The following is a 23807-nucleotide window of genomic DNA, read 5'->3' on the forward strand; positions in this document are numbered from 1 at the left end:
TAAAATATGAATAAAAATCGTGGAATGTTTTTAGAATCAGTTTTGAATAAAACGATAGATTATTATTGAAGACATAAAATTGCTTATATTGAAAAGAAAGGATTGGATGTTACATTAAAAACAATAACTAAGGAAGGTAAGAAATTAGTAGTAAGAGATTCAAATATTTACAAAAAAAGTACTGTTGATTACATCGGCTGCTATAAAGGTATTTTTGTGTGTTTTGAAGCAAAAAGTTGTAACGAAGATCGCTTTGATTTAGCAAACCTTAAAGAACATCAAATAGATTATTTAAATAATATCAATTCAAATGGAGGGATAGCTTTTGTTGTTATATTTTTTTCACATGTAAATCGTTTTTTTAAAATTTATACAAGGTATTTATGTAAATTATTTAAAGATGGTATACATTCAATTAAATTAGATGATGTAATAAAAAATTCCAAAGAACTTTCTTTAGAATTTCCATGTATTTTAAATATACTGGATGACTAAGCTTTTAAATCGACTAAATCTCTTAAATATTTAGAAGGTTTATATTTAATCACACGTTTTTGTGGAACAACTTGCTCTTCTTTTGTAAATCTGTTTACTATTGTACGTTGTTTTTTAACCACTGTAGAGAAAATACCTAAGTGTGATAATCTAACTGTGTCTTCTGCAATTAATTGTTCTTTAAGAACAAAAACCATTGCATCAAGTACTTTTTCAACATCTTTTGGTGATGTCTCTAATCTATCAGCAACTTCCAATAAGAAATCTTTTTTTGTCATTTATTCTCCTTGTTAAATAAAATATAGGTATATTATAATACTTTTTCAAAAAAATGCCTATATTTTAGGGATAAAAGTTTTTTAACTGCCTGAAAAAGGAATTGCAAACAAAAAAAATGAAATAGCTATATTTATAACAATAATTAAAAATAATGAAAACTTTTTCCTAGCAAGATAATATGAAAACAAAATTCCTATCGGGACATATATTTTTAATAATATATTTCGATATCCAACAAAAAACACTTCTTTTTTTTCTATCGCATATTTAGCCAGCGATTTATTAAATGACACTTCAGGGACAAAGATAGCTAAAAATAACTGTAATGCGAGAGATAAAATAATTCCAGCAACAATTGGACGCATAATAATTAACATATTTTTTACAAATGTATTAGTTTTGAACTTATTAATATATTTCATTGCTAACACCATAATAATAATTGCAGGTAAGCAAAAAATAAGGTATGTTAAAAACATTGCTAAATAACCCCATCATTGTCCGTTTGCTATTATATAACCTGTAAAAAAAGCGAATTTTGTTGAAACTACGCCAGGGGTAGAATTTGCAACAGTGAATATTGTATTAATATGGTCATCATTAATATTTGCACCAAAGTTTTGTGCCAAAAACATTCATAATCAACGAAAGATTGGCATAAAAACTTGTCCTCCACCAAATACTGATAAGGAAATTAAAATCAAAAAAGGTAGAGCAACTAAAAAAGCCAAAATCATTATTTTCTTCCTAATTTAATTTGTTTTTTCTTTTTTCATAAAATCAAAAAAATTATTGAATATATTAATAAAACTAAAAAAATTGCTACTACCGGAATGTTATATGGTGCCGGAACAAAAAAACTATATGAAAATGCAAAGATAAAAATAGTAAGTCATAAAGGCATAAAAATTGCTTTATTTGCTTGTTTAATAAATCTAATTGCAAATTCCAACAAAAATGCAATAATTGCTATTAAAACACCTACTGATAGGATTCTTACATACTGAATTGGTATTTTATTAACTAAAATTAAAAAAGCAAAAGCAAGTAAAACATGGGGTAAAATTGCTATAAGTGTAATTAATGTTCCTTTTCATTTACCTAATAAATGAATTGATATATATGAAAGTGTTTGAATAACAGAAGCGCCTGGCAATAAATTGGTAACAATGACAATGTTTTCAAACTCTTCAAGTGTAATTCAGTTTCTTTTTTCAACTGCCTCTCTTTTAATAATAGGCATTAAGGCATTGCCTCCACCAAAACCTATAAAAGTAACTTTCAAAATAAATAAAATTAATTGTGTAATATTAACTTTTCTCATAATTATTTAAGTAAAAAAGCATACTATGTGTATGCAATTTACTTTTTCTTTAAATTATCTGAGAATTTTTCAAATTCAGAAGCTAAATCTTTAAAAGTTGCAGTTTCACCTGGTTTTAATGTTGAGCAATTTCCTTTACATTCTGGTTTTTTACATTTTGGACATGTTGATTCAGGTCTTTTAAGTTTGCATAATCCTTTGCAATCTGTTTTACCACAATGTGGACAGGTTTGTGATTTTTGTAATTTGCATTCACCCTTACACTCTTTTTTTCCACAGTGTTTACAAACTTCTTCTTTTTTCATTTTACATTCACCACGACAACTTGGTTTACCACATAATGGACAAACATATGCTTTTTGAAGTTTGCATTCACCTTTGCAACCTACCTTACCACAATTTGGACAAGCAATAGATTTTTCAGTAGTTTGCTTATTTAAATGACATTTGACATCCTTGCAAGTAACACCATTATGAGAATGTGTTTTATTTGTCTTACATTCTCCTTTGCATCCTATTATTCCACATGAACACTTTTCCATAATTATTCTCCTTTATTAAAGTTCGTTATATTGAGATTTAATTTGCAATATTTAATGCTCTATAATTTTACTATATTTAGATAATAAAATAATTAAAAAGCGAAAAAATGCCGTTATTTTATTAATAAAACAGGTTTTTAGTTTTTTGATAAATCCGAATTTTGATTTTCAAGCATTTCCTGCTGTTTTATTTCTTCAATTCTTCTGACAACAGAATAATATAAATCAACTAACTCTTGTTCTTGTTCTTCCAATGTTTTATAAGGATCTAAACTAAAATTATTTTTAACTTGTAAAAATACTGGGTCTGAAAGCATTTCTTTGGTAATAAGGGATTTTTTGCCAACATGATTTGAGAAAATACTTAACATAACATTGTATGCTATATCATCTAGTAATGCTTCAAAAAGTTTAGTTCCTTCATCGGTATAAATTTGATAAGGATTTTTTTGCGAGTATTGAACCAAATGCACATTTGAACGCAATTTATCCATACGGTTGATATGAGTTTGTCATTTATTATCTAAAACCCTTAGGATTGTAGCACGTTTTAAATCAACTAATTCTTCGTGTGATGTTTTTTCGGCTGCATTCTTAAGTCATTCTTGATATACACTTAAAACAATATTAGAAACATAATCTGGTAAATCGCTTTCATGAATCGCACTAATTTCTTGTAAATTAAATTCAAACTTAACTAACTGACCGATATTAGCATTTAAAAAACTTACTAAACCTTCATAATTATAAATTTTATTATGAAGTTGATATTCACCACTTTTCACTATTGCACGAGCTGATGAAGCAATCATTCTACGAACAATAAAATCAATATTAGGTGAACCCAAAATTAAATCACGCTGTGAGTAAATCAAATCTCTTTGCTGACGAATAACATCATCATAATGCAACACTGATTTACGCGAATCATAATTCAATCCTTCGATTTTCTTTTGGGCATGATTAAATGCGTATTTAGTATTTTTATCAGTTATTTCGCTTCCATCTTCGCTTTTGAAAGCATCTTTAAAAACATCAAAGGTTGAAAAACGACGCATTAGTTGATCATGCATAGAAATAAAGAATTTACTTGTTCCGATATCACCTTGTCTACCAGAACGACCACGCAACTGATTATCAATTCTTCGCGATTCAGCTTTTTCGGTTCCTAAAACATACAATCCACCTAATTTTAATGCCTCAGGTGATGGTTTGATATCGGTTCCACGACCAGCCATATTAGTAGCAATTGTAACTGACTTAACACTACCTGCCTTTGAAATAATTTCAGCTTCTTGAGCATTTTGTTTTGCATTCAAAACTGTATGTGGAATCCCTTTATGAAGTAGCATTCGGTGCAATAATTCAGATTCTTCAATCTGTGCAGTTCCTACCAATACTGGTTGTCCTTTATGATAAAGTTCTGCTATTTTTTCAACAACTGCATTTCATTTATCTTCATAACTTCCATAAATTGAATCAGGTTCATCAATTCTGGCGATAGGTTTATTTGTGGGAACTACATTCACTCGCATATTATAAATATCAATAAATTCTTGTTCTTCAGTTTTTCCTGTTCCTGTCATTCCACATAGTTTTTTAAACATTCTAAAGAAGTTTTGGTATGTTATTGTCGCTAGAGTCTTGGTTTCCGCTTCAATTTCAACCATTTCTTTTGCCTGTATTGCCTGTTGCAATCCTTCGGAATAACTACGACCATCCATTATCCGGCCAGTAAAACTATCAACTAGTTCGATTTTCCCTTCACGTACTATATATTCAACATCAACACGCATAATTTTATGGGCACGCAAAGCATTCTGAATCAAATGTATATGTTCAGAATTTTCGATGTTATAAATATTTTTAGTTTTATAAAAACGATTTGCTTTAGCAATTCCTTGGTGAGTTAAAGCAACAGCCTTTGATTCGTCGTCTATGATATAATCATCAGGGCCTAGGGTACGAACAAATTGGTCTGCAGAAAAATAAGTTGCTACATCTTCTTGTTCACCCCCTGAAATAATTAAAGGTGTTTTTGCCTCATCGATTAAAATTGAATCAACCTCATCAATTAAGCAAAACTGAAGCCCTCGCTGAACTTTTTCAGCAACATTTTGCACCATATTATCACGTAAATAATCAAAACCTAATTCTGAATGCACTGAATAAGTTATATCGCACGCATAAGCGGCTCGTTTGTGATCGGGATCTAATTGTGCTTTATTTATTCCTACGGTTAAACCTAAAAAGTTAAAAACTTGTCCCATTTCTTCAGCATCACGCACTGTTAAATATTCATTAACTGTTGAAACAATAGCGCCTTTACCCAATAAGGCATTTAAATATACAGGTGCAATTGAAGTTATCGTTTTTCCTTCACCTGTTTTCATCTCAGCAACAGAACCTAAATCTAATAAAAGTCCACCTAAAATCTGAACATCAAAAGGACGCTTACCTAAAACCCTTTTGGTAGCCTCCCGCGAAACCGCAAAAACATCATTACGAATTTCTTCTAATGTATGTCCTTCTGCAAGAAATTTCTTGAAAATTTCTGTTTGTTTTTTTAGTTCTTCATCACTAAGTTGTGAAACATATTTTTCAAGTTTATTTATCTGTTTTAAAGCACTTTCTGCAATTCGCATTTCAGTTGTTTTAAAATCTAACATCTTTGATAAATTCATATTATTTAATTATACTTAATTTGTTATTTTTTAATATATTTTATTTGTAAGTCTTATATATGCTGCTTGTGCTATCATAGCTGCATTATCTGTTGCATATTTTAATTTTGGTATGATAGTATTAGGGTGTAATTTAACAAATTCTTTGCGCAGTTCTGAATTCGCCGAAACTCCACCACCTAAAATTAATGTTTTAACTTTATATTGGTTCAATACAGCAGTTGTTTTTTCACACAAATATTCTATCGCTGTTTTTTGAAAACTTGCAACAACTTGGTTTATATCAATATCAATATTTTTCATTTTTTGATTATTTATATAATTCAAAACCTGTGTTTTTAAACCACTGAAGGAAAAGTCATATGGATTTTTAGTATGTGGTTTGCTAAATTTTATATATTCACCTTGATAAGTTTGTGAAATCTTATCAATTAAAACACCACCAGGAAAACCTAACCCAGATTTAACGGCAACTTTATCAAAACATTCTCCAACTGCATCATCCAATGTTTCTCCAATAATATCAAAATCAAAAACATCATGAGCAAGAATAAGTTGTGTGTGACCTCCCGAAACAAGTAAACATAAAGCAGGGAATTCAACATCTTGATCAATTGTTGCTGAAAACAAATGTCCGTGCAAATGATTAATTGGTATAGGCAATTTATTAATAGAAAGTGCTATGGCATAGGCGAATAAAAAACCAATTTGTAAGGTTCCTATTAATCCGGGTTCCTTTGTATAGGCAACGTAATCTATTGTCTCAATAGGATATTTATTAAAAATTATTTTTTGTAAAACAGCAATGTTCTTAACATGTTCTCTGGAAGCTAACTCTGGGATTGTTCCACCATATTCTTTGAAAATATCAATTTGTGAAATTGTGGATAACTGTAAAATCTTACCATCTTCTAATATTGCTAATGATGTATCGTCATGTGATGTTTCGATACCTAAAATACGCATTATTTACTTCCTATTTGTGGTTTTTTAATATATGTAGGTTCAACTTCTAATGGATGTTTTTTTGTAAAAATGTGTTGATAAGCAAGGAATTTGGAAATAACTTTCTGGTAATTAATGTTATCAAGGGTTATATTATCTGTTGCATCAATAACTTTAGTGCTTTCAAAGATATCTTCTGTTTTTAAGAACATCTGTTTATCAAAAAAATAAACTTTTTTTCCTTGTGCATCGGTGTAAAAAGTATCTTTATCATTTTGCATCATCAAAAGTTCAAATGTCGTAGTTGTATAAAAATCAATATTATTAGCCAATGCTAGTGTTCTAAAGAAAACAAAACCAACTCGAACTCCTGTAAAAAAACCAGGACCTAAATTTATATATAAACCATTAATTTCATTAATTTTTATATTAAAATCATTGAAATATTTAACTATTAAATCTATCTTTTTTTTATAATTTTCTAAAATCACTGATTTTATTAAATTAAAATTAAGGTCAAATAAAGCGATACAAAAATCTTTTCCAGTGGTATCCAAAAATAAATTATACAATTTCAATTTTATACTTTCTTGTATTATCAAAACTTATGTCAACTTTTACATATGCATCAAAAAGTAAATTCTTTTTTTCCGGTCATTCAATAGCTACAATATTGTCATCAAAGTAATCTTCAAATTCATCAATATCACCTTTATATATATATAAATCAATATGAACTAATCCGTTATAAACTTTCATATAATTAAAACTAGGTGATGTAATATTTTCTTTTATTCCTAATAACTTACCTAGAACTTGTACAAAAGTTGTTTTTCCTGCACCTAATTCACCAGATAACAAAAGATACTTTTTTAGCTTTATTATAGGTAAAAAAGTTTGAATATTCTCTTTTAGTTGTTCTAAATCGTTAGCAAAAAAACTATATTCTTTCATATTCTTTCAACGAATCAACAATATTTTCACCTGTCCCAATTACTATCGCTTCTGGCCCAGTATGAATAGCAACAACAGTAGGGATTGGAAAAACTAGAATGTTACCATCATAAGAATTTTTATAATAATCAATAATTTCTTGATCAAAATCACCATTTGCTGTTAAAAGAACTAAATCTCGGTTTTCTTTTAACTCTAATTTGCGGTTAATTTCATCAAAAACACTTTTTAAAAAGATTCTCCCTTTTCCTTGTTTAACTAATTTACCCTCACGAAAACGAATTAATGGAACTATTTTTAAAAGTTTTGCTAAGGTTGCTAATGCTGGTGTTAAACGACCTCCACGAACTAAATAATCATTATATTTAGGTATCAATGTAATATCTAAACTTTTATTTCAGTCGGATACATTTTTAATCGATAAGTCTACATCGTTGCTCAGAGCAAACTCTTTTTTAAATCTTGAAACTTGATCTAAGACTGTAAAAGAAAGATTTAAAGAAGCAATCACCTTAAGTTTAGGAAATTCCTGCTCAAGGTTTTTTAAAATCTGATATTGGCCCGATAAATGCATTGAAATAGGGAATACAACTAAATTTTCATATTCATTAGATAATTGGGCAAATAAATCACTTGCATAACCAATTGGTGTTGCAGATGTTAAAACATTTTTAGTATTCTTATTAAATACTGTAAACAAATTGTCTTTAGTTATTTCAATACCATCTTGATATGATTTTCCATCTATTTGGATAATAAGTGGTAAATAATAAAATCCTAGTCTTTGTGCTTGTTCTTTTGTCAGCCCACTAGAGGAATCAATAATAATTGCTAGTTTTTTCATACTTATCTATTATAATAAAAAATGTTATAATGTTAAATATGATTATATGTAATAATTTAAATAAGTTTTTTTCTAATACATCTATTATATTCGTGGATGCAAAAGTAGTTATAAATAAACAAATTAGAACACAGAATGCAATATTTTTCATAGATTCGCAAAACAATGTAAATTCAATTAATCTGCTTGATAATAAGTTGCTTGATATTAAGGAAAATCAAAGTTATTTTACTTTAAACACAGAGCAAAAAAGTATATTGATGCAAATTGCTAAAACAGAAGGTCTTGTTATAAAAGATGAACAAAAATTTATTTATGGAGAAATTATAGAAAGAAATAATCATCCTAATAGTGATAAATTATACATTCTTAAAATAAATATAAATAAAGATAAATTAATTCAAATTGTAACAAATACAACTGATTCACAGGTTGGTAAAATAGTAGTTTTAGCACTTCCTGGAACAGTTATTAATGATGGTAGCGCTGTTTTATTAAGCAAACTTTTAGATGTTGAAAGTTTTGGGATGTTAACAGGTTATAAAAGCCTAGGATTAAATGGTGATGGTTTAATTTTTGGAACTAAAAACGATATCGGAAAGGACTTTGGATTTTAATGAAAAATATATTAAAAGAATTAAATAATCGTGGTATCTTAAAACAACATAGTAATATTGATAAATTTAATAATTTAACTACAAATGATGCTGTATATGCTGGATTTGACCCTACTGCAACTAGTTTGCATTTAGGTAATTATCTGCAAATTTTAACCTTACTTCGTATGCAAAAAGCAGGATGAAATACTATTGCAATCCTAGGTGGTGCTACCGGGATGATTGGTGATCCTTCGTTTAAAACCAGTGAAAGAAAACTACTTGATGAAAAAGAATTAATAGAAAATAAAAATAAAATCAAAATGCAGCTTGAACATTTTGGATTATATGTAGTAGATAATTATGAATTTTACAAAGATATGAATTTAATTAGTTTCTTAAGGGATGTAGGAAAATTAGTTAATGTAGCATATATGTTATCAAAGGATTCAGTTGCTAATAGAATTGAAAATGGATTAAGTTTTACTGAATTTTCTTATCAATTAATTCAAGGATGAGACTTTATTCGTTTATATCAAGATTATAATGTAAAAATTCAAGTAGGTGGTTCTGACCAATGGGGAAATCTTTCAACTGGATTAGAAATGATTTCAAAAAAAATAGGAAACGATCATCAAGCATTTATTTTTACAACTAACTTATTAACAGATGAAAATGGAAATAAATTTGGTAAATCAACTGGTGGTGGAAGTTTATGACTTGATAAAAATATGACTAAACCTTATGATATGTATCAATTTTTATATAAGCAACCAGATAGCCAAATTGAAAAACTTTTAAAATGACTAACATTTTTATCACTTGATGAAATCGAGAATGTTATGCAAAAACATATTAAAGATCCAGCAAATCAATATGCTCAAAAGGTTTTAGCATACGAAGTTATAAAAGACATCCACAGTGAAAATGATGCTAAAATATCGCAAGCAACAAGTGAAATTTTATTTAATAAAAACTTTGATATCACAACTTTATCAATAGATATAATCACTTCTTTAAAAAATCAAATTCCTACTTTAACTGTTAAAAAAAATAACAATATCATAGAATCGTTGATTGAAAAAAAATTAGTTCACTCAAAACGTGAAGCTCGTGAATTTATTGAAAAAAAAGCAATTAAATTAAATAATGTTGAAGTGAATTTACAAACAACTTTTCAATCCAAGCTTTTTGATGGGAAGTTTGCTTTATTACATATCGGTAAGAAAAAGGTATTTTTGATAGAAATTGTTTAGAATTTACACATTTTTCTTCTAAGTAGAAGAAAATTACTTCACAAAAGTCTCTGCAAATATTTGCTTTGACTTTTTAAATTTTTATGCAAATTTTGTATAATATAACAAGTTATTATGACAAATAAAGAAAGGACAATATGGCAAATTTAGTTAATAACAGAGAAGCACATCATCCAGATGGATTTCAACCAAATGTAGATTCAAGACCTACTGCTGCAACAACATCAACAGCATCAAAGGTAATTTTCTGAATCCTTGGAATTCTACTTCTATTTAGTGGTGTAATTTATTATTTTGTAAAAAGAAATAGTTTTAATAGAATGCAATTACAAACAAATGAATCAGCTTCAACAATTGATGTGTTCTTAACACAACGTTATGACACATTAAACAAACTTGTTGAAATTACAAAAAGTTACAGCAAGTATGAAAATGAAACATTTACACAAATTGCAAAAATGAGATCATTAGTAAGTCAAGGTGGAGTTGCTAATGCAAATGAAATCGAAAAGCTTAACACAAGTGTTTTCGGAAGATTGATGGCAGTTTCTGAAGCATATCCAGAACTAAAAGCAATGGATGCTTATAAAGAATTAATGAATCAATCAACATATTTAGAAAGAGAGCTTCAAGCAGCAAGAAGACTATATAATAAAGATGCTAACATCTTTAATAAAGAGATTTTCACATATCCTGCTTCAATTATTGCAGCGATGTTAAAGCTCGAAACTCTTCCTTTATATGCAGCATCTGAACAACAAAAACAAGATGTTTCAATGAAAGGTTTATTTTAATAATAAATAGTGAGAGTTGTTCGCGATTATCAAAAGTTTGCTGATTATAAAAATAAAGCAGACGAAAAACTTCTACCAATTGTTACAACAGTAGTAAATAACATACTAACTCCTGAAGTAATGAATGATTATAAAAAAGCATTTAAAAAATTCTGAGTATCTCTTTTAAGTACTATTATACCTGGTGTTGTATTCTTAATAATCGGTGCCATTATTATCAGTGTAGTAAGTAATGGTTTTATTCCTTTTTTTGTTTTTTTAATCTTATTCATTATTTCTATTCTAATTGGTGTTATTTTAGGTGCTGTCTATTGAAGAAAATTTTATCGTTTTAGGGTTAATTTAGCTCATGTATTAAAACAAAACTTAAACCAAGAAGCACTATATGTTGAATCATTTAATATCCTTGATGACGAAATGGATTATATACCAACAGAAGAAAGCACTGACTTTAAAGAAGCATTTAGACATTGTCAAGTTAGCAAAAAGGATTTACATAGATTTACAGTTGGTATTCCTGGTGGGGCATATATATCAGAAGTTAAAGAACCAAAACATTGTTTATTAATGAAACACTATCCACTTTCTCTTATAAATGTCCACTGAGTTTATGAAAGAAGAGATAGTAAAGGTAATCTAACTGAAGAAAAACATTACTATACCGGTATGCTTAAAATAGATACAAGATATCTTGAAGATAAAGCAATGGTATTTACATTAATGGTTGGAAAACTTGCTAGTGGTAGTGGTTTACAAAAAATTCAAATGGAAAACAAAGAATTCAACAAGTATGTTACACCAATGATAAACGATAGATTTAAAGCCACAATGATGTTTACACCATTATCACAAGAATTAATGCTTAAGCGTCTTAAAGATACCCAAGGTTCAAAAATTAAAAGATTTAATGTTTTTTCTACTGGAGATTTTATCTACTTAAACTATAATGTTGATTTTGGGTTTATGTATCTTAATGTCCCACTTCGTTTAAAAAACAAAGAAATAGTAATTAATAAAATTTATAACGATCTATTAATTGACACTTATACTTTATACTATATGCTTTCATTCATTAACATTCCAATTTACTTACAATAAAATAAGGTTTGCACCTTATTTTTTATTATCCAATAAATTATTTCAACTACTAATATAATCATTAATCTGCGAAAAGATTTTCTTATTTTTATCTATTTTTACTGATAAAAATGAATAAATAATATCACAAAGCATAAAATAAGAAATCTTTGAGCCTAGCACTCCAATACGATACTTTTGCTCAAGCGAATCAACATACAATAAATTCAACGAATGATTGCTTTGTAAACTCTGATTCTTTGTTCATACAGAATATGGAATATTATTTGTTTCTAAGAAGTTTATAACAAATTTTATTTCTAAAGTTGTTCCTGATTTAGATATCACTGTTACATGTACTTTTTTAAGTTGTAGCAATGAATTAAAGCTTAAAAAGGTATGTACATCACTACAATATAAAACATTAAATCCTATTTTTCTTAAATTATTAGCAAAATAAGCTGATATCATACCAGAATCACCAATGCCAAAAAATAGATTAATTTTGTATTCTAATAATGTGTTAATATACTTATAAATGTATTTATTATCTAAAAACTTATTTACACTTTTTTCAATTGTAAACATATAATGTGATTTAATATTAGAAATTACATCTGATAAATTTTCGCTTGATTCATTATTATTTCAATCAATACGATCATCTAAATATTGCAATCTTGCTGAAATATAGATTCTTATATCTTGAATATTTCTAAAACCTAATATTTTTGAAATACGAGAAATAGTTGCTTGTGACACATCAAGCTTATCAGATAATTGCAAAGTTGATAATTCTAAAAAACCATTAGGATATAAACTAATAAAATCGGTTAATTTTATCAATGATTTTATATGTTGATTTGATGTAATTATTTGCTTTAGATTATTATCAAAAATTTCTTTTTTCATAGGTAAAAATAATTATATATTTTGCTTATAAAAATGCAAATTATTTTTGTGTTTTATGCTTTTTATGTTTCTTTATTTTGCAATATTTTTTTCTTTATTCCTCTTCTTTATTTTAATCAATCTTATTATAAAACTATATAATACAAAAAGATGACACATCTGTGTCATCTAAATTATTATAATTCTGCACCTTTATTTGATGTAATCTGGTTATTAATACTTTCTGCTTCGACTCCAACTATTGCTTGAAATGATTTTTCAGAAACTTTTACTAAACCAAATACACCTGCTTTTTTCAAATCTTCTTCAGATACTTTACTTCCATCTTTAACTTCATAACGAAGTCGTGTTGAACAGTTTTCAAAAGTTGTTATATTATCTCAGCCACCAAAAGCTTTAACAATATTTCTTGCTTTTGTTGAAAAGCTACCATCATTTGCTTCTGGTGAGACAACTTCTTTTATTTCTTCTTCTGAACGTATGATACCTTCACCACGACCAGGTGTTGATAAGTTAAATCCTTTGATAAATCCAACCCCTACACCAAAGTAAGCAGCAGCAGTTACAAATCCAATAGGGAAAATTCATCCTGGGTTAGCAAATACTCTTGCTGCGCCTGTATAACCTGATTCATTGATTATTCTTAATGACTTAGGTATTGATGTAATGTAGTCTAATAATCCAGCTGAAAATCCAAATCCTAATTGTATTCCAAATGCTCCTGTTATAAATGCAAAGATACCTGTTAAGATTGCATGTGATAAGTATAAAAGTGGAGAAACATATAAGAAAGCAAATTCAATTGGTTCTGTAATACCTGTTAAAAAGCTTACAATTGCTGCTGAACCATATAATGAAGCAACTTTAATCTTTTGTTCTTTGGTTTCTGCTGAATAAACAAATGCACCCACTAAGGCAGGCAATCCGAACATCATCATTGGGAAGAATCCTGCTTGGAAGATACCGCCTGGGTTGCCTTTTGCTTGTCCTTGTAAGAAAATAAGAATATCACCATTAACAGTTTGTGATGGATTACCTTCTTTTGGTCATTCACCTAATTGGAATCAGAAGATGTTATTTGGAATATGATGTAATCCGAATGGAATTAAAAGTCTGTTTAAAAATCCATATACACCCATTATTCCCGCTCTTGTAAAGCGCGCTTGTGCTGATAAATTAAATGATTCACCTTGTTTTGATGTTACGGCTTTTGACATCGCTTCTGAAATAGCAAAAATCACATAACCGATTCAAGGGAAAATAACTGCTCAAACAATTGTAAATAATGTTGATGCAATAATAGCAACTGCTGGAACTAATCTTTTTCCACTAAAGAATCCTAATACTTTTGGCAATGTAACATTGTTTGAACGATTATATACAAATGCAGTTAAAGCACCTACTACAATACCATTAAGTACATTTTTAGCAAGAACGTCATCTGTTTTCTTTCCAAAAATTGTATGAAAACCGGTAGAAACTACTTGATAAGTTCTAGTAAATTCTTTAAATCCTGTTCCTGATTTTGTATCTTTTGGCGAAGATGCTACAAAATCCTTAATAACACCTGTATCAGTATCTACATAACCTTTATGTACAAACAAAGTTCCATAATACACATCGGTTAAAGCAACCATTAAAAAGGTTAATATCATTATTCCAATAAATCCAGCAAATGCTGCTTCACCCCGTTTGTCTTTTGTGAAAGCAAATGCTACACCTACTGCAAATATAATGTATAAGTTTGAAAATACTGCATCACCACTTTTTAATAATAATGATTGCACAAACTTACCAAACGGAGAATCACCTGGTAATTCTGCTCCGATTCTTAACAAGATCGCAGCAACCGGTAGCACCGCAATCGGAAACATCAATGCTGATCCTATACGTGAGAGTTTTGTCATTCATCCTTTAGCTAACCCACCTGAAAATGTTTTTTTAGCAGTTGTAGTCATTATTTACCTCCTGCTTTAGCTAAAAGAAGTTTTTTCTTCTTCAAAAAGAATCCATGTGAAGCAATTGTAGCGATAATTGCTCCAAAAAAGCTAAGAAAGAATAAGAATCCCATTGCCCCTATTACATCTGATCGAAATTTTTTGAAAGCAGCAACATATGCATCATAATGAGCACCTAGTTTTTCTTTTGAAAACCCGTGACTGTTTTCTGTGAAACCTCCAAATAATCCGATAAGTATGATTAAAAAGACAATAAATAAAGTTCATAAAATAATATAAACTCATTGCGACCAGTGCAAGTCTTTGAGTTTTTTTAAAAATTTATCCATATAACCTCACTGAGTGATTTACACTCTAAAATATTATAAAATCATTTTCATATACAAATGCTAAGATGAAAAAATTTTTCATATTTTTTGTTTTATTAATGATGTTTAATATAAAAAATAAAAAATTTTTTTATTTTACATATCAAATAGACTTCCATAATAAAATAATTGCGAGGTTGTTATGAACAAACATTTAGATACATTAAATTATAAACAGCTTGTAAATATTTTTGCTGAATCAAATAAAGATGTAATCAAAGCATATAATAATTTGAAAAAAGATATTATTCAACTTGCTAAGCAATGTGTTAAAGTCATCAAAAAAAACGGTAGAATATTTTATGTAGGTGCTGGTAGTAGTGGAAGAATCGCTTTATTAGATGCTTTAGATATTTTACCTACATTTGGAGAGTTAAATTGATTCAAATACTCGATGGCCGGTGGAGATGCAGCAATCTTAGCGTCATTAGAAGGCTATGAAGATGATTATAACTTAGGTTACAGTGATGCAAAAAAAGAAAATATTAATAATAAAGATTTAATCATCGGTTTGTCTGCATCGGGAAATACTAAATATATAAAAGGTTTTTTTGTTTATGCAAAAACTACTAATGCAAAAACTACCTTGATAGCAAATCAAAAAAATGGAGACTGTGAATCTGTTTCAGATGATGTTATAGTTGGTGATGTAGGTAAAGAAGTTATTTCTGGTTCTACTCGTTTAAAAGCAGCGACTTTGCAAAAACTTATCTTAAACACTATCTCATCAATTACTGCTATAAAACTAGGTAAAGTATATGATGATTTAATGATTGACTTAATTCCTAAAAACGAAAAATTAGTTAAGCGTAGCATTGATATTTTAAAACAAATAACACATATATCTGCATTAGATGCACAAAAGTTATATTCAGAAGCAGATCAAAATATTAAAGTTGCTGCTATAATGCATTTAAATAAAGTCGATAAAATAAATGCGATTAAGCTATTAAAAAAATCACATAATAATTTAAGGGAAGTAATTGGATAATGAAAATAGAAAATGTTAAAATTATAAATTATAACAACATCATTGATTGTGCTGATATATATATAAAAGATCATAAAATACAAAAAATTATACCAAATCAAAATCAAGCAAAATATATAGCAGTTCCTGGATTTATCGATACACATATACACGGTTTTTATAATTACGATGTTATGGAAGGAAGCGATGCGGTTTCTGCTATTTCAAAAAAACTTGCTCAACATGGAACAACTGCTTTTATGCCTACATTGATGACAAATCAGTGACAAAATATTTTAGATGTTTTAGACGATGTGAGTAAAAATACTAAATATGTTGCAAGAAATTTAGGTTTGCATTTAGAAGGTCCTTTTATTGCAAATGCTAAAAAAGGAGCACATAAATTTGAGTATCTTAGAAAACCAACTGTTTTAGATATCAAAGAACTTATTAATGCATCACAAAACACACTAAGAAAAATATCATTCGATCCTGATGTGGTAGATATAGAAGTATTTAAACAGATGCAAAAACACAATATAATAGGGTCTATCGGACATTCAGCAACTGATTTTGAAACTGCATCAATCTTCTTTGATAATGGTTGTAAATCTGTATGTCACTTATGAAATGCTATGTCAGGAATCGACTCAAGAAACCCAGGTTTGCTTCAGGCTGCATTAATGAGCGAAAACACTTATGTAGAAATGATTTTCGATTTATTTCACATTTGTAAGCAGTCTATTTGATTCACTATCAAAAATAAAGGTTTTGATAAAATTATTGCTGTTTCAGATGCAATTAAACCTGCTTATTATAAAGATGGAGAAAATATTTCAGGTGATATCCCTGTTATAAAAGATGGATTAAAAATAACTTTAAAAGACAGTAATACTATTGCAGGTTCAGGTATCAGTATACACGATGCTTTTAAAAACTTATTGAGTATCAATGTAAATTCTTGTGATGCAGTAAAAATGACATCATATAATGCTGCTAAATACTTAGGATTAAATAAAAAGTTAGGTAAAATCAGGACAGGTTATCTAGCAGATATAGTATTAATGGATTATAATTGAAATATTAAAAGTGTTTATATTGATGGAAAAAAGGTAAACTAAGGAAAATATGAAAGTTATAATTAAAGAAAATTCAGATTTACAAGCTAAATATGCAGCAGATTTAATAGCAGATGCTATTAAATCAAGACCTAATTTAAACATTTGCTTTGCAACTGGTAACTCTCCTATAAAAACATATCAATTATTGATTCAAAAATATCAAAATAAAGAGATTTCTTTTAAAGATGTTACAACATTTAACCTTGATGAATATGTTGGAATTGATATAAAAAACCCTTGCTCATACCATTATTTTATGTTCAATACACTTTTTAATTATATTGATGTAGATAAATCAAATATTAATCTGCCAAACGGAATAGGAAATATTGGTTTAAATGCTAAAAAATATGAAAAGTTAATAGCAGAAAAAGGTGGTATAGATTTAATGATACTAGGAATCGGTATCAATGGACATATTGCATTTAATGAACCAGGTTCAAAAATCAATGATATAACTCGTGAAGTAATTTTGACTAAAAGTACTATAAATGCTAATAAAAAGTATTTTGACAATATAAAGTTAGTTCCAAAAACAGCTATATCAATGGGTATCGGAACTATATTAAAAGCAAGAAAAATTATTTTGTTAGCAGATGGAGATTCTAAAGCAGATGCAATTACAAAAACAATAAATGGTCCTGTTTGCTCGGATGTTCCTGCTAGTTTCTTACAAACACATAATGATGTAACTATAATTTTAGATTCAAAAGCAGCAAAATTATTATAAAACTTTCAATAAGGAAACCTTATTGATTTTTTGAATAATTTATTTTATATAAATCAATCATTTAGTAAATAAAATCATAGAATAAAGCCTTAAAAGCATAATCTTAATGATTAATGAATATAAAAAATATGGTAAAATATATTAATACAAAAAGCAATTTCTAAATTATATAAAAGAATTTGCTAAAATTATTGGTGCTTATGGACAGGACCTAGATGAAAGACTAGGCTATGGTTGGTTTTAGCGCTAAGACAAACTAAATTAATTTAAATCATAAACAATATGAAAGGAATATTAATATGGCAAAATTAGAATTTGATCGTAGTAAAGAACACGTTAACGTTGGAACCATTGGACACGTTGATCACGGTAAAACAACTTTGACTGCTGCTATTGCTACAGTTTTATCTAAAAAAGGACTTTCAGAAGCTCGTGATTATGCTTCAATCGATGCCGCTCCAGAAGAAAGAGCTCGTGGAATTACAATTAACACAGCACACATTGAATATCAAACTGAAAAACGTCACTATGCTCACGTAGACTGTCCTGGACACGCTGACTACGTTAAAAATATGATTACCGGAGCAGCTCAAATGGATGGTGCTATCTTAGTTGTTGCTGCAACCGATGGACCAATGCCTCAAACTCGTGAACACATTCTTTTATCAAAACAAGTTGGTGTACCTCGCATCGTTGTATTCTTAAATAAATGTGATATGCTAGAAGGTGATGAAGGTGCAGAAATGATCGACCTTGTTGAACTTGAAGTTCGTTCACTTCTTACAGAATATGGATTTGATGGAGATAATGCTCCTGTTATACGTGGTTCTGCATCATTAGCATTATCAGGTGATGCAAAATGAGAACCAAAAATTATGGAATTAATGGATGCAGTTGATACATACATTGAAACACCTATTAAAGACTTTGAAAAACCTTTCTTAATGGCTGTTGAAGATGTATTCACCATTACAGGACGTGGAACAGTTGCTACAGGACGTGTAGAGCGTGGAACACTTAAATTAAACGAAGAAGTTGAAATCGTTGGTTTAAAACCTACTAAGAAAACAGTTGTTACAGGAATTGAAATGTTCCGTAAAAACCTTAAAGAAGCACAAGCTGGAGATAATGCTGGATTATTACTTCGTGGAGTAAACCGTGAAGATGTTGAACGTGGACAAGTTTTAGCAAAACCAGGTTCAATTATCCCTCACACAGAATTTGAAGCAGCTATTTATGTTCTAAAAAAAGAAGAAGGTGGACGTCACACACCATTCTTTAAAAACTATAAACCACAATTCTACTTCCGTACCACTGATGTTACTGGTGGAGTTGAATTTGATGCAAAACGTGAAATGGTTATGCCAGGAGAAAACGTTAACTTAAAAGTTAAATTAATCGCTCCTATCGCTGTTGAAGCAGGAACCAAATTCTCTATCCGTGAAGGTGGACGTACAGTTGGTGCTGGTTCAGTAACAAAGATTATTAAATAAACAATTTAAAAATCGGGTTTATATCCCGATTTTTTAATGCTTTGCAAACAAAAACAAGCATATATGCTTGTTTTAATGAATTATTAAATCCCTATGTCTTTTAAGGTCTCTAATTTTGCTCTCTGGTATCAAACTACCGATAAGCAATAAAGCAATTCCGGTGAAAATTAATGAATCAGCAAAATTAAATGTGCCATCTCTATTTAAAAAAGGTATAAAGAAGATGTCTTTAACATAACCACTAAAAATAAAACGATCTAACATATTACCTAAATCACCTGCCAATATTATTCCTACAAATATTGCACGTATTTTATTATGTTTATCTAAAAACAATCCATATGTTAAAATAAAAATAAACAAAATGATTGAAATGGTTTGAATTAAAGTTGTATTACGAGTTTTAGCAAAAGTAATTCCACCGTGTCAGATGCTTCGTATCCCAAGTAGTGGCGAAACTGTGTAACTATTTAATATAGATTCAGCAGGAAATCTTTGTCTATTATAAGATACTTCAAAATTTTGATCCAAAGTTTTTATTGAACCGTGATTAAATAATAGATTCTTTGTCATCTGATCTATAAATAAAAAAACTATTAATGAAGCAAAAATAAATATATATGTTATTAAAATACGTTTTTTATTTACAGATAAGTAGTTTTTTAATATTTTTATTTTTTTATTCATGAAACTCTCTTACAATTTGCTCACATTGATTACATAAATCATTTTTAACATTTTCTTTATCAAAATGATTTCAACATCTTAAGCATTTTAATGAATCAAATTTTTCAACTTTTAATTCATTTCCCTGTGTTATTTTTCCTACCATTAATAATGTTTTTAAATCAAGTTTAGCTATTAAATCAGATGTTTTAGGTAAAAATAATTCTAATTCATTTGATCGCTTCACTAAATTAGCTTTAATCGCATTTTCAATTAGCACATTAACTTTATCACGTAGTTCAAAAAATTCTTTATATGAAGTAATTAATGCTGCATCATATGCTATTTCAGAAAGTTTTGGTAAATTTTCTAAAAATACTGATTCATATTTATCTTTTTTATCAAAGAACTCATATGCTTCTTCGGATGTGGTAGGTAAAATCGGAGCAAGCGCTATTATAAGAAATTCGACTATCTCATACATATTTGCAAGTGTCATAAGTCGTTGTGGATCGTTTAATGAACGAACATACAAAATATCTTTGGTAACAGACAAATAGAAGCTAGAAAGCTCAACAACATAGTTTGAAAGCAGTTTTACAACCATTAAAAACTTATATTCGTCATATGCTTTAATTACATTGTATTTTAATTCTTGAAGTTGTTGATAAATAAACATATGGATTCCGGTTCTTTTAATGTCTTTAGAATATTCAAAATTATTTAAGTTACCAAGCAAGAATTTAATGGTATTTCTTAATTTACGGTATATTTCGGTATTTTGATTTAAAATATCTTCACTTATTGAAATGTCACCTTGATATTCTGAATTTGCAACTCATAATCTTAAAATCTCTGCACCACGTTTATTGATAATATCAGAAGGTTCAACTGAATTACCTTTTGACTTAGACATCTTATTTCCCTTAGCATCTACAACGAAACCATGTGATATAAGATTTTTATAAGGTGTTAATCCTTTATATGCAACTGAATTAATAATTGATGAGTTGAATCAACCACGATATTGATCAGTTCCTTCTAAATATAAATCATATGGTGATTGTAAATTCGGTTCAATTACAGCAGCTACACTTGAAACACCTGAATCGAATCAAACATCCATAATGTCTTTTTCCTTAGTAAAACCTTGATTTTGATATTTTAAAGGTAATAATTCTTCAGTTGATTTTTCTCATCAAATATCAGTTCCATATTTTGCTACTAAATCTATAACATGATCAAATAATTCTGAATCAAAAACTGGTTTTCCATCCTTATCATAAAAGATAATTAGTGGAACTCCTCAACTTCTTTGACGTGAAATAGTTCAATCAGAACGATTTTGGATCATTGAATATAAACGTTTTTTCGGTCATGCTGGATAAGTAGTAACATTATTTTCAATTTGATCTAAAATTTGCTCTCTAATTTTGTCAATTGAAACAAATCATTGTGGTGTCCCGCGAAAGATAATTGGTTTATGAGTTCTTCAATCATGTGGGTATGAGTGCTTAAATCTTTCAAAGTGTAATAATTTGTTTGCTAAAAATTCTGATATTTTCTTATTTGCATCCTGATAAAACATCCCATCAAAATCAGTATTGGTATTTTCAATATAACCTTTATCACAAATATGCATAATCATCTGTAACTTATTTTTTTGTCCAATTAAAAAGTCATCTTCACCAAACATCGGAGCAATATGAACTAAACCAGATCCTGATTCAACACTAACATGATGTCCGATCACTAATGGAGCATGAAACTTCAAAATTGGTGTTAAATATTCAATATTATAATTTAAAATTTGCGAACCTTTAAAAACTGAAACAATATCATATGTATCTCAACCACATTTTGATGCAACAACAGTTAATAAATCAATTGCAATAATATAAAAACTTCCATTATTTTTTACACGAGCATATTCAATATCTAAACCAATTGCTACCGCTGCATTAGCCAATAATGTTCATGGAGTTGTAGTCCAAATCATTAAATTATCACCAGTTTTAACATTTTCAAAATTACTTGCTACAACTTCAAAAGCAACATATATTGATGGTGAAATTACATCTTGGTATTCTACCTCAGATTCGGCTAAAGCACTTTGGGAACTAGGTGATCAAAATACAGGCTTTAATCCTTTATATACCAATCCATCCATTACCATCTTTTTAAAAACCTTTAGCTGCATAACCTCATATTGTTTATCTAAGGTTATATATGATTTTGAATAATCGGTAAATAATTGCAAGGATTTAAGTTGGTTTCGTTGGTTATTAACTTGTTGTAAAGCATATTGAGCTGCTTTTTTACGTAAAATTACAGGATTAAGTTCATCCTTATTTAATTTGCTCTCAGTAAGCATTTTATGCTCTATTGGTAAACCATGTGTATCTCAACCAAGAACAAATGGTGAATAAAACCCTGATAAAGATTTATATCTAACAATAATATCCTTTAAAACTCTGTTTAATGCATGACCAACATGAATACCTCCATTAGCGTATGGTGGACCATCGTGCAAGATATACTTTGGGTTATTTTTATTTTTTGATAATACTTTTTGGTAAATTTTAGAACTTTCCCAAAACTGACGATATTTTGGTTCTTTAACTAATAAATTAGCTCTCATTTCATAATCAGTTTTTGGCATATTTAATGTCTTTTTATAGTCCATATTTTTCTCCTTTTTTATATCTATATATTTTAGCAAAAAAATAAAAATTGCTATATTTTATAAACTAATTTACTGCAGTTTATAAAATATAGCAATTTTTGATGGTGGCTCCGGCAGGAATCGAACCAGCGACACACAGAGCTTCAATCTGTTGCTCTACCAACTGAGCTACAGAGCCAATGGCGGTCCAGACGGGGATCGAACCCGCGTTCTCCTCCGTGACAGGGAGGCGTATTAACCACTTTACCACTGAACCATTGGTTGCGGAAACAGGACTCGAACCTGTGACCTTCGGGTTATGAGCCCGACGAGCTACCAAACTGCTCCATTCCGCGATATGTTCTATAAATTCATATTATGTTAAGTTATGGTGGCGGGTGATGAGGGATTCGAACCCCCGCGGGCCGTAAAGCCCCTGGCAGTTTTCAAGACTGCTCCCTTCAACCGGACTTGGGTAATCACCCATATTGGTGGACCCAACAGGATTCGAACCTGTAACCAACCGGTTATGAGCCGGTTGCTCTAACCGTTGAGCTATAGGTCCATTTCCGAATTTATAGATTTTTTGGTAGCACCAAAGAGAGTCGAACTCTTGACCTTCCGGGTATGAACCGGATGCTCTAACCAACTGAGCTATAGTGCCATAAATGGTGGAGAGTATGGGATTCGAACCCACCACCTCCTGCGTGCAAGGCAGGCGCTCTAGCCAAATGAGCTAACCCCCCGAAATGGTGAAGAAGACAGGATTTGAACCTGCGACCACTACAGCCCAAATGTAGTGCTCTACCAAACTGAGCTACTTCTCCGTGTATTGGCTATAGTATTATACAATAAAACTATATATATCAAAAAAACTTTTCTTATTTATTGCTAATATATTTTAGCATAATTTTGTAAAAATAAAAACATAAAATTTTAGATTTTTATTTTATCATTCTTGCTATATTAAAATATTTTTATGTTAATTAAATTTCTTTATTCTTTTTTGTGTTTTCAATTAAAAAAATGCCCCTTAGGCATAGTCCTTTGAAAACTGAATAGTAATTATAATTCATTAGAATGTCTTGAATACATTTACTTTTAAACCTATCAATTTATTAGTAATGGTCAGCT

Annotated in this window: 23 protein-coding genes and 8 tRNA genes; 9 read left to right on the forward strand and 22 right to left on the reverse strand. The window is 29.1% G+C overall.

The genetic code is table 4. From position 1 onward, the window contains the following. Positions 1 to 6: 6 nt before the first annotated feature. Positions 7 to 495 carry a Holliday junction resolvase RecU gene (gene recU, locus ACXYRO_RS03235; RefSeq protein ID WP_458597218.1) on the forward strand — a complete coding sequence of 163 codons (489 nt, stop codon included), beginning with the start codon at positions 7 to 9 and terminating at the stop codon, positions 493 to 495. Here recU and ACXYRO_RS03240 read toward each other — a convergent pair. From ACXYRO_RS03240 to ACXYRO_RS03280, 9 genes are all read right to left on the reverse strand, one after another. Further along, entirely contained in the window at positions 492 to 773 is a 282-nt protein-coding gene (locus ACXYRO_RS03240) for an HU family DNA-binding protein (RefSeq protein WP_435130097.1), read from the reverse strand. The two genes, recU and ACXYRO_RS03240, sit on opposite strands and share 4 nt — an antisense overlap. 81 nt (positions 774 to 854) lie before the next feature. Continuing rightward, positions 855 to 1511 (reverse strand): chromate transporter, encoded by a 657-nt coding sequence (locus ACXYRO_RS03245; protein ID WP_458614293.1) that lies wholly within the window; start codon positions 1509 to 1511, stop codon positions 855 to 857. Beyond that, the gene (locus ACXYRO_RS03250; RefSeq protein ID WP_458614294.1) at positions 1511 to 2098 is read right to left on the reverse strand and encodes a chromate transporter; all 588 of its coding nucleotides are present in this window, start codon (positions 2096 to 2098) and stop codon (positions 1511 to 1513) included. Before ACXYRO_RS03250 ends, ACXYRO_RS03245 begins: the two co-directional genes overlap by 1 nt. Before the next feature lie 38 nt (positions 2099 to 2136). Beyond that, complete coding sequence (locus tag ACXYRO_RS03255) at positions 2137 to 2640, reverse strand: hypothetical protein (protein ID WP_458614295.1); 504 nt, start codon at positions 2638 to 2640, stop codon at positions 2137 to 2139. 137 nt (positions 2641 to 2777) lie between these two features. Further along, positions 2778 to 5324: a preprotein translocase subunit SecA gene (secA, locus tag ACXYRO_RS03260; RefSeq protein WP_458614296.1), complete on the reverse strand. Its 2547-nt coding sequence runs from the start codon at positions 5322 to 5324 to the stop codon at positions 2778 to 2780. Positions 5325 to 5354: 30 nt separating this feature from the next. Continuing rightward, positions 5355 to 6290 (reverse strand): tRNA (adenosine(37)-N6)-threonylcarbamoyltransferase complex transferase subunit TsaD, encoded by a 936-nt coding sequence (gene tsaD, locus ACXYRO_RS03265; RefSeq protein ID WP_435130082.1) that lies wholly within the window; start codon positions 6288 to 6290, stop codon positions 5355 to 5357. Continuing rightward, positions 6290 to 6847 (reverse strand): tRNA (adenosine(37)-N6)-threonylcarbamoyltransferase complex dimerization subunit type 1 TsaB, encoded by a 558-nt coding sequence (gene tsaB, locus ACXYRO_RS03270; RefSeq protein WP_458614297.1) that lies wholly within the window; start codon positions 6845 to 6847, stop codon positions 6290 to 6292. The genes tsaD and tsaB overlap by 1 nt, the downstream gene beginning before the upstream one ends. Next, a complete protein-coding gene (gene tsaE, locus ACXYRO_RS03275) occupies positions 6834 to 7223 on the reverse strand; it encodes a tRNA (adenosine(37)-N6)-threonylcarbamoyltransferase complex ATPase subunit type 1 TsaE (protein ID WP_458614298.1) in 390 nt (129 codons plus the stop codon). The genes tsaB and tsaE overlap by 14 nt, the downstream gene beginning before the upstream one ends. Further along, positions 7210 to 8067 (reverse strand): DegV family protein, encoded by an 858-nt coding sequence (locus ACXYRO_RS03280; RefSeq protein ID WP_458614299.1) that lies wholly within the window; start codon positions 8065 to 8067, stop codon positions 7210 to 7212. The genes tsaE and ACXYRO_RS03280 overlap by 14 nt, the downstream gene beginning before the upstream one ends. Before the next feature lie 38 nt (positions 8068 to 8105). On the opposite strand from ACXYRO_RS03280, the gene tapR reads away from it, so the two are divergent. The 4 genes from tapR (at position 8106) to ACXYRO_RS03300 (ending at position 11811) form a co-directional block, all read left to right on the forward strand. Next, positions 8106 to 8684, forward strand: a complete 579-nt coding sequence (gene tapR, locus ACXYRO_RS03285; RefSeq protein WP_458614300.1) for a TyrS-associated PheT N-terminal domain-related protein TapR — start codon at positions 8106 to 8108, stop codon at positions 8682 to 8684. After that, entirely contained in the window at positions 8684 to 9919 is a 1236-nt protein-coding gene (gene tyrS / locus ACXYRO_RS03290; RefSeq protein ID WP_458614301.1) for a tyrosine--tRNA ligase, read from the forward strand. The genes tapR and tyrS overlap by 1 nt, the downstream gene beginning before the upstream one ends. A 137-nt stretch (positions 9920 to 10056) precedes the next feature. After that, the gene (locus tag ACXYRO_RS03295; RefSeq protein ID WP_458614302.1) at positions 10057 to 10713 is read left to right on the forward strand and encodes a LemA family protein; all 657 of its coding nucleotides are present in this window, start codon (positions 10057 to 10059) and stop codon (positions 10711 to 10713) included. A 9-nt stretch (positions 10714 to 10722) separates the two neighbouring features. Next, positions 10723 to 11811 (forward strand): hypothetical protein, encoded by a 1089-nt coding sequence (locus ACXYRO_RS03300; RefSeq protein ID WP_458597208.1) that lies wholly within the window; start codon positions 10723 to 10725, stop codon positions 11809 to 11811. Positions 11812 to 11826: 15 nt separating this feature from the next. On the opposite strand, the gene ACXYRO_RS03305 is transcribed toward ACXYRO_RS03300, so the two are convergent. The 3 genes from ACXYRO_RS03305 to ACXYRO_RS03315 form a co-directional block, all read right to left on the reverse strand. Further along, positions 11827 to 12702 (reverse strand): MurR/RpiR family transcriptional regulator, encoded by an 876-nt coding sequence (locus ACXYRO_RS03305; protein WP_458597207.1) that lies wholly within the window; start codon positions 12700 to 12702, stop codon positions 11827 to 11829. A 176-nt stretch (positions 12703 to 12878) separates the two neighbouring features. Then, entirely contained in the window at positions 12879 to 14660 is a 1782-nt protein-coding gene (locus ACXYRO_RS03310; protein WP_458607757.1) for a PTS transporter subunit EIIC, read from the reverse strand. Continuing rightward, positions 14660 to 14989: a hypothetical protein gene (locus ACXYRO_RS03315; protein ID WP_435129125.1), complete on the reverse strand. Its 330-nt coding sequence runs from the start codon at positions 14987 to 14989 to the stop codon at positions 14660 to 14662. Before ACXYRO_RS03315 ends, ACXYRO_RS03310 begins: the two co-directional genes overlap by 1 nt. Before the next feature lie 181 nt (positions 14990 to 15170). Here ACXYRO_RS03315 and ACXYRO_RS03320 point away from each other — a divergent pair, with 181 nt between their 5' ends. The 4 genes from ACXYRO_RS03320 (at position 15171) to tuf (ending at position 19342) form a co-directional block, all read left to right on the forward strand. After that, positions 15171 to 16019 carry an N-acetylmuramic acid 6-phosphate etherase gene (locus ACXYRO_RS03320; protein ID WP_458607756.1) on the forward strand — a complete coding sequence of 283 codons (849 nt, stop codon included), beginning with the start codon at positions 15171 to 15173 and terminating at the stop codon, positions 16017 to 16019. Continuing rightward, complete coding sequence (gene nagA / locus ACXYRO_RS03325; protein WP_458614303.1) at positions 16019 to 17119, forward strand: N-acetylglucosamine-6-phosphate deacetylase; 1101 nt, start codon at positions 16019 to 16021, stop codon at positions 17117 to 17119. The genes ACXYRO_RS03320 and nagA overlap by 1 nt, the downstream gene beginning before the upstream one ends. Positions 17120 to 17126: 7 nt before the next feature. Next, on the forward strand, positions 17127 to 17849 hold the full coding sequence (gene nagB / locus ACXYRO_RS03330) for a glucosamine-6-phosphate deaminase (protein ID WP_458597204.1): 723 nt from the start codon (positions 17127 to 17129) through the stop codon (positions 17847 to 17849). 299 nt (positions 17850 to 18148) lie between these two features. Continuing rightward, entirely contained in the window at positions 18149 to 19342 is a 1194-nt protein-coding gene (tuf, locus tag ACXYRO_RS03335) for an elongation factor Tu (protein ID WP_435129111.1), read from the forward strand. A gap of 72 nt (positions 19343 to 19414) precedes the next feature. Here the strand turns inward: tuf and ACXYRO_RS03340 are convergent, their stop codons facing one another. The 10 genes from ACXYRO_RS03340 to ACXYRO_RS03385 all read right to left on the reverse strand — a co-directional run bounded on the left by ACXYRO_RS03340 (position 19415) and on the right by ACXYRO_RS03385 (position 23500). Continuing rightward, positions 19415 to 20029, reverse strand: a complete 615-nt coding sequence (locus ACXYRO_RS03340; RefSeq protein ID WP_458597203.1) for a signal peptidase II — start codon at positions 20027 to 20029, stop codon at positions 19415 to 19417. Beyond that, positions 20022 to 22694, reverse strand: coding sequence for an isoleucine--tRNA ligase (gene ileS, locus ACXYRO_RS03345; protein ID WP_458614304.1), 2673 nt, complete (start codon positions 22692 to 22694; stop codon positions 20022 to 20024). The genes ACXYRO_RS03340 and ileS overlap by 8 nt, the downstream gene beginning before the upstream one ends. A gap of 102 nt (positions 22695 to 22796) precedes the next feature. After that, positions 22797 to 22872: transfer RNA gene (locus tag ACXYRO_RS03350), tRNA-Phe, on the reverse strand. Positions 22873 to 22874: 2 nt separating this feature from the next. Continuing rightward, positions 22875 to 22950 (reverse strand) — tRNA-Asp (locus tag ACXYRO_RS03355). 2 nt (positions 22951 to 22952) lie between these two features. Further along, positions 22953 to 23029, reverse strand: a tRNA-Met gene (locus ACXYRO_RS03360). 36 nt (positions 23030 to 23065) lie between these two features. Beyond that, a tRNA-Ser gene (locus ACXYRO_RS03365) sits at positions 23066 to 23158 on the reverse strand. 4 nt (positions 23159 to 23162) lie between these two features. Further along, positions 23163 to 23238: transfer RNA gene (locus tag ACXYRO_RS03370), tRNA-Ile, on the reverse strand. A gap of 22 nt (positions 23239 to 23260) precedes the next feature. Next, positions 23261 to 23337, reverse strand: a tRNA-Met gene (locus tag ACXYRO_RS03375). 5 nt (positions 23338 to 23342) lie between these two features. After that, positions 23343 to 23419, reverse strand: a tRNA-Ala gene (locus tag ACXYRO_RS03380). 4 nt (positions 23420 to 23423) lie between these two features. Then, a tRNA-Pro gene (locus ACXYRO_RS03385) sits at positions 23424 to 23500 on the reverse strand. Between the last annotated feature and the right edge of the window lie 307 nt (positions 23501 to 23807).

It is taken from the genome of Mycoplasma sp. 4013 (assembly GCF_054353875.1).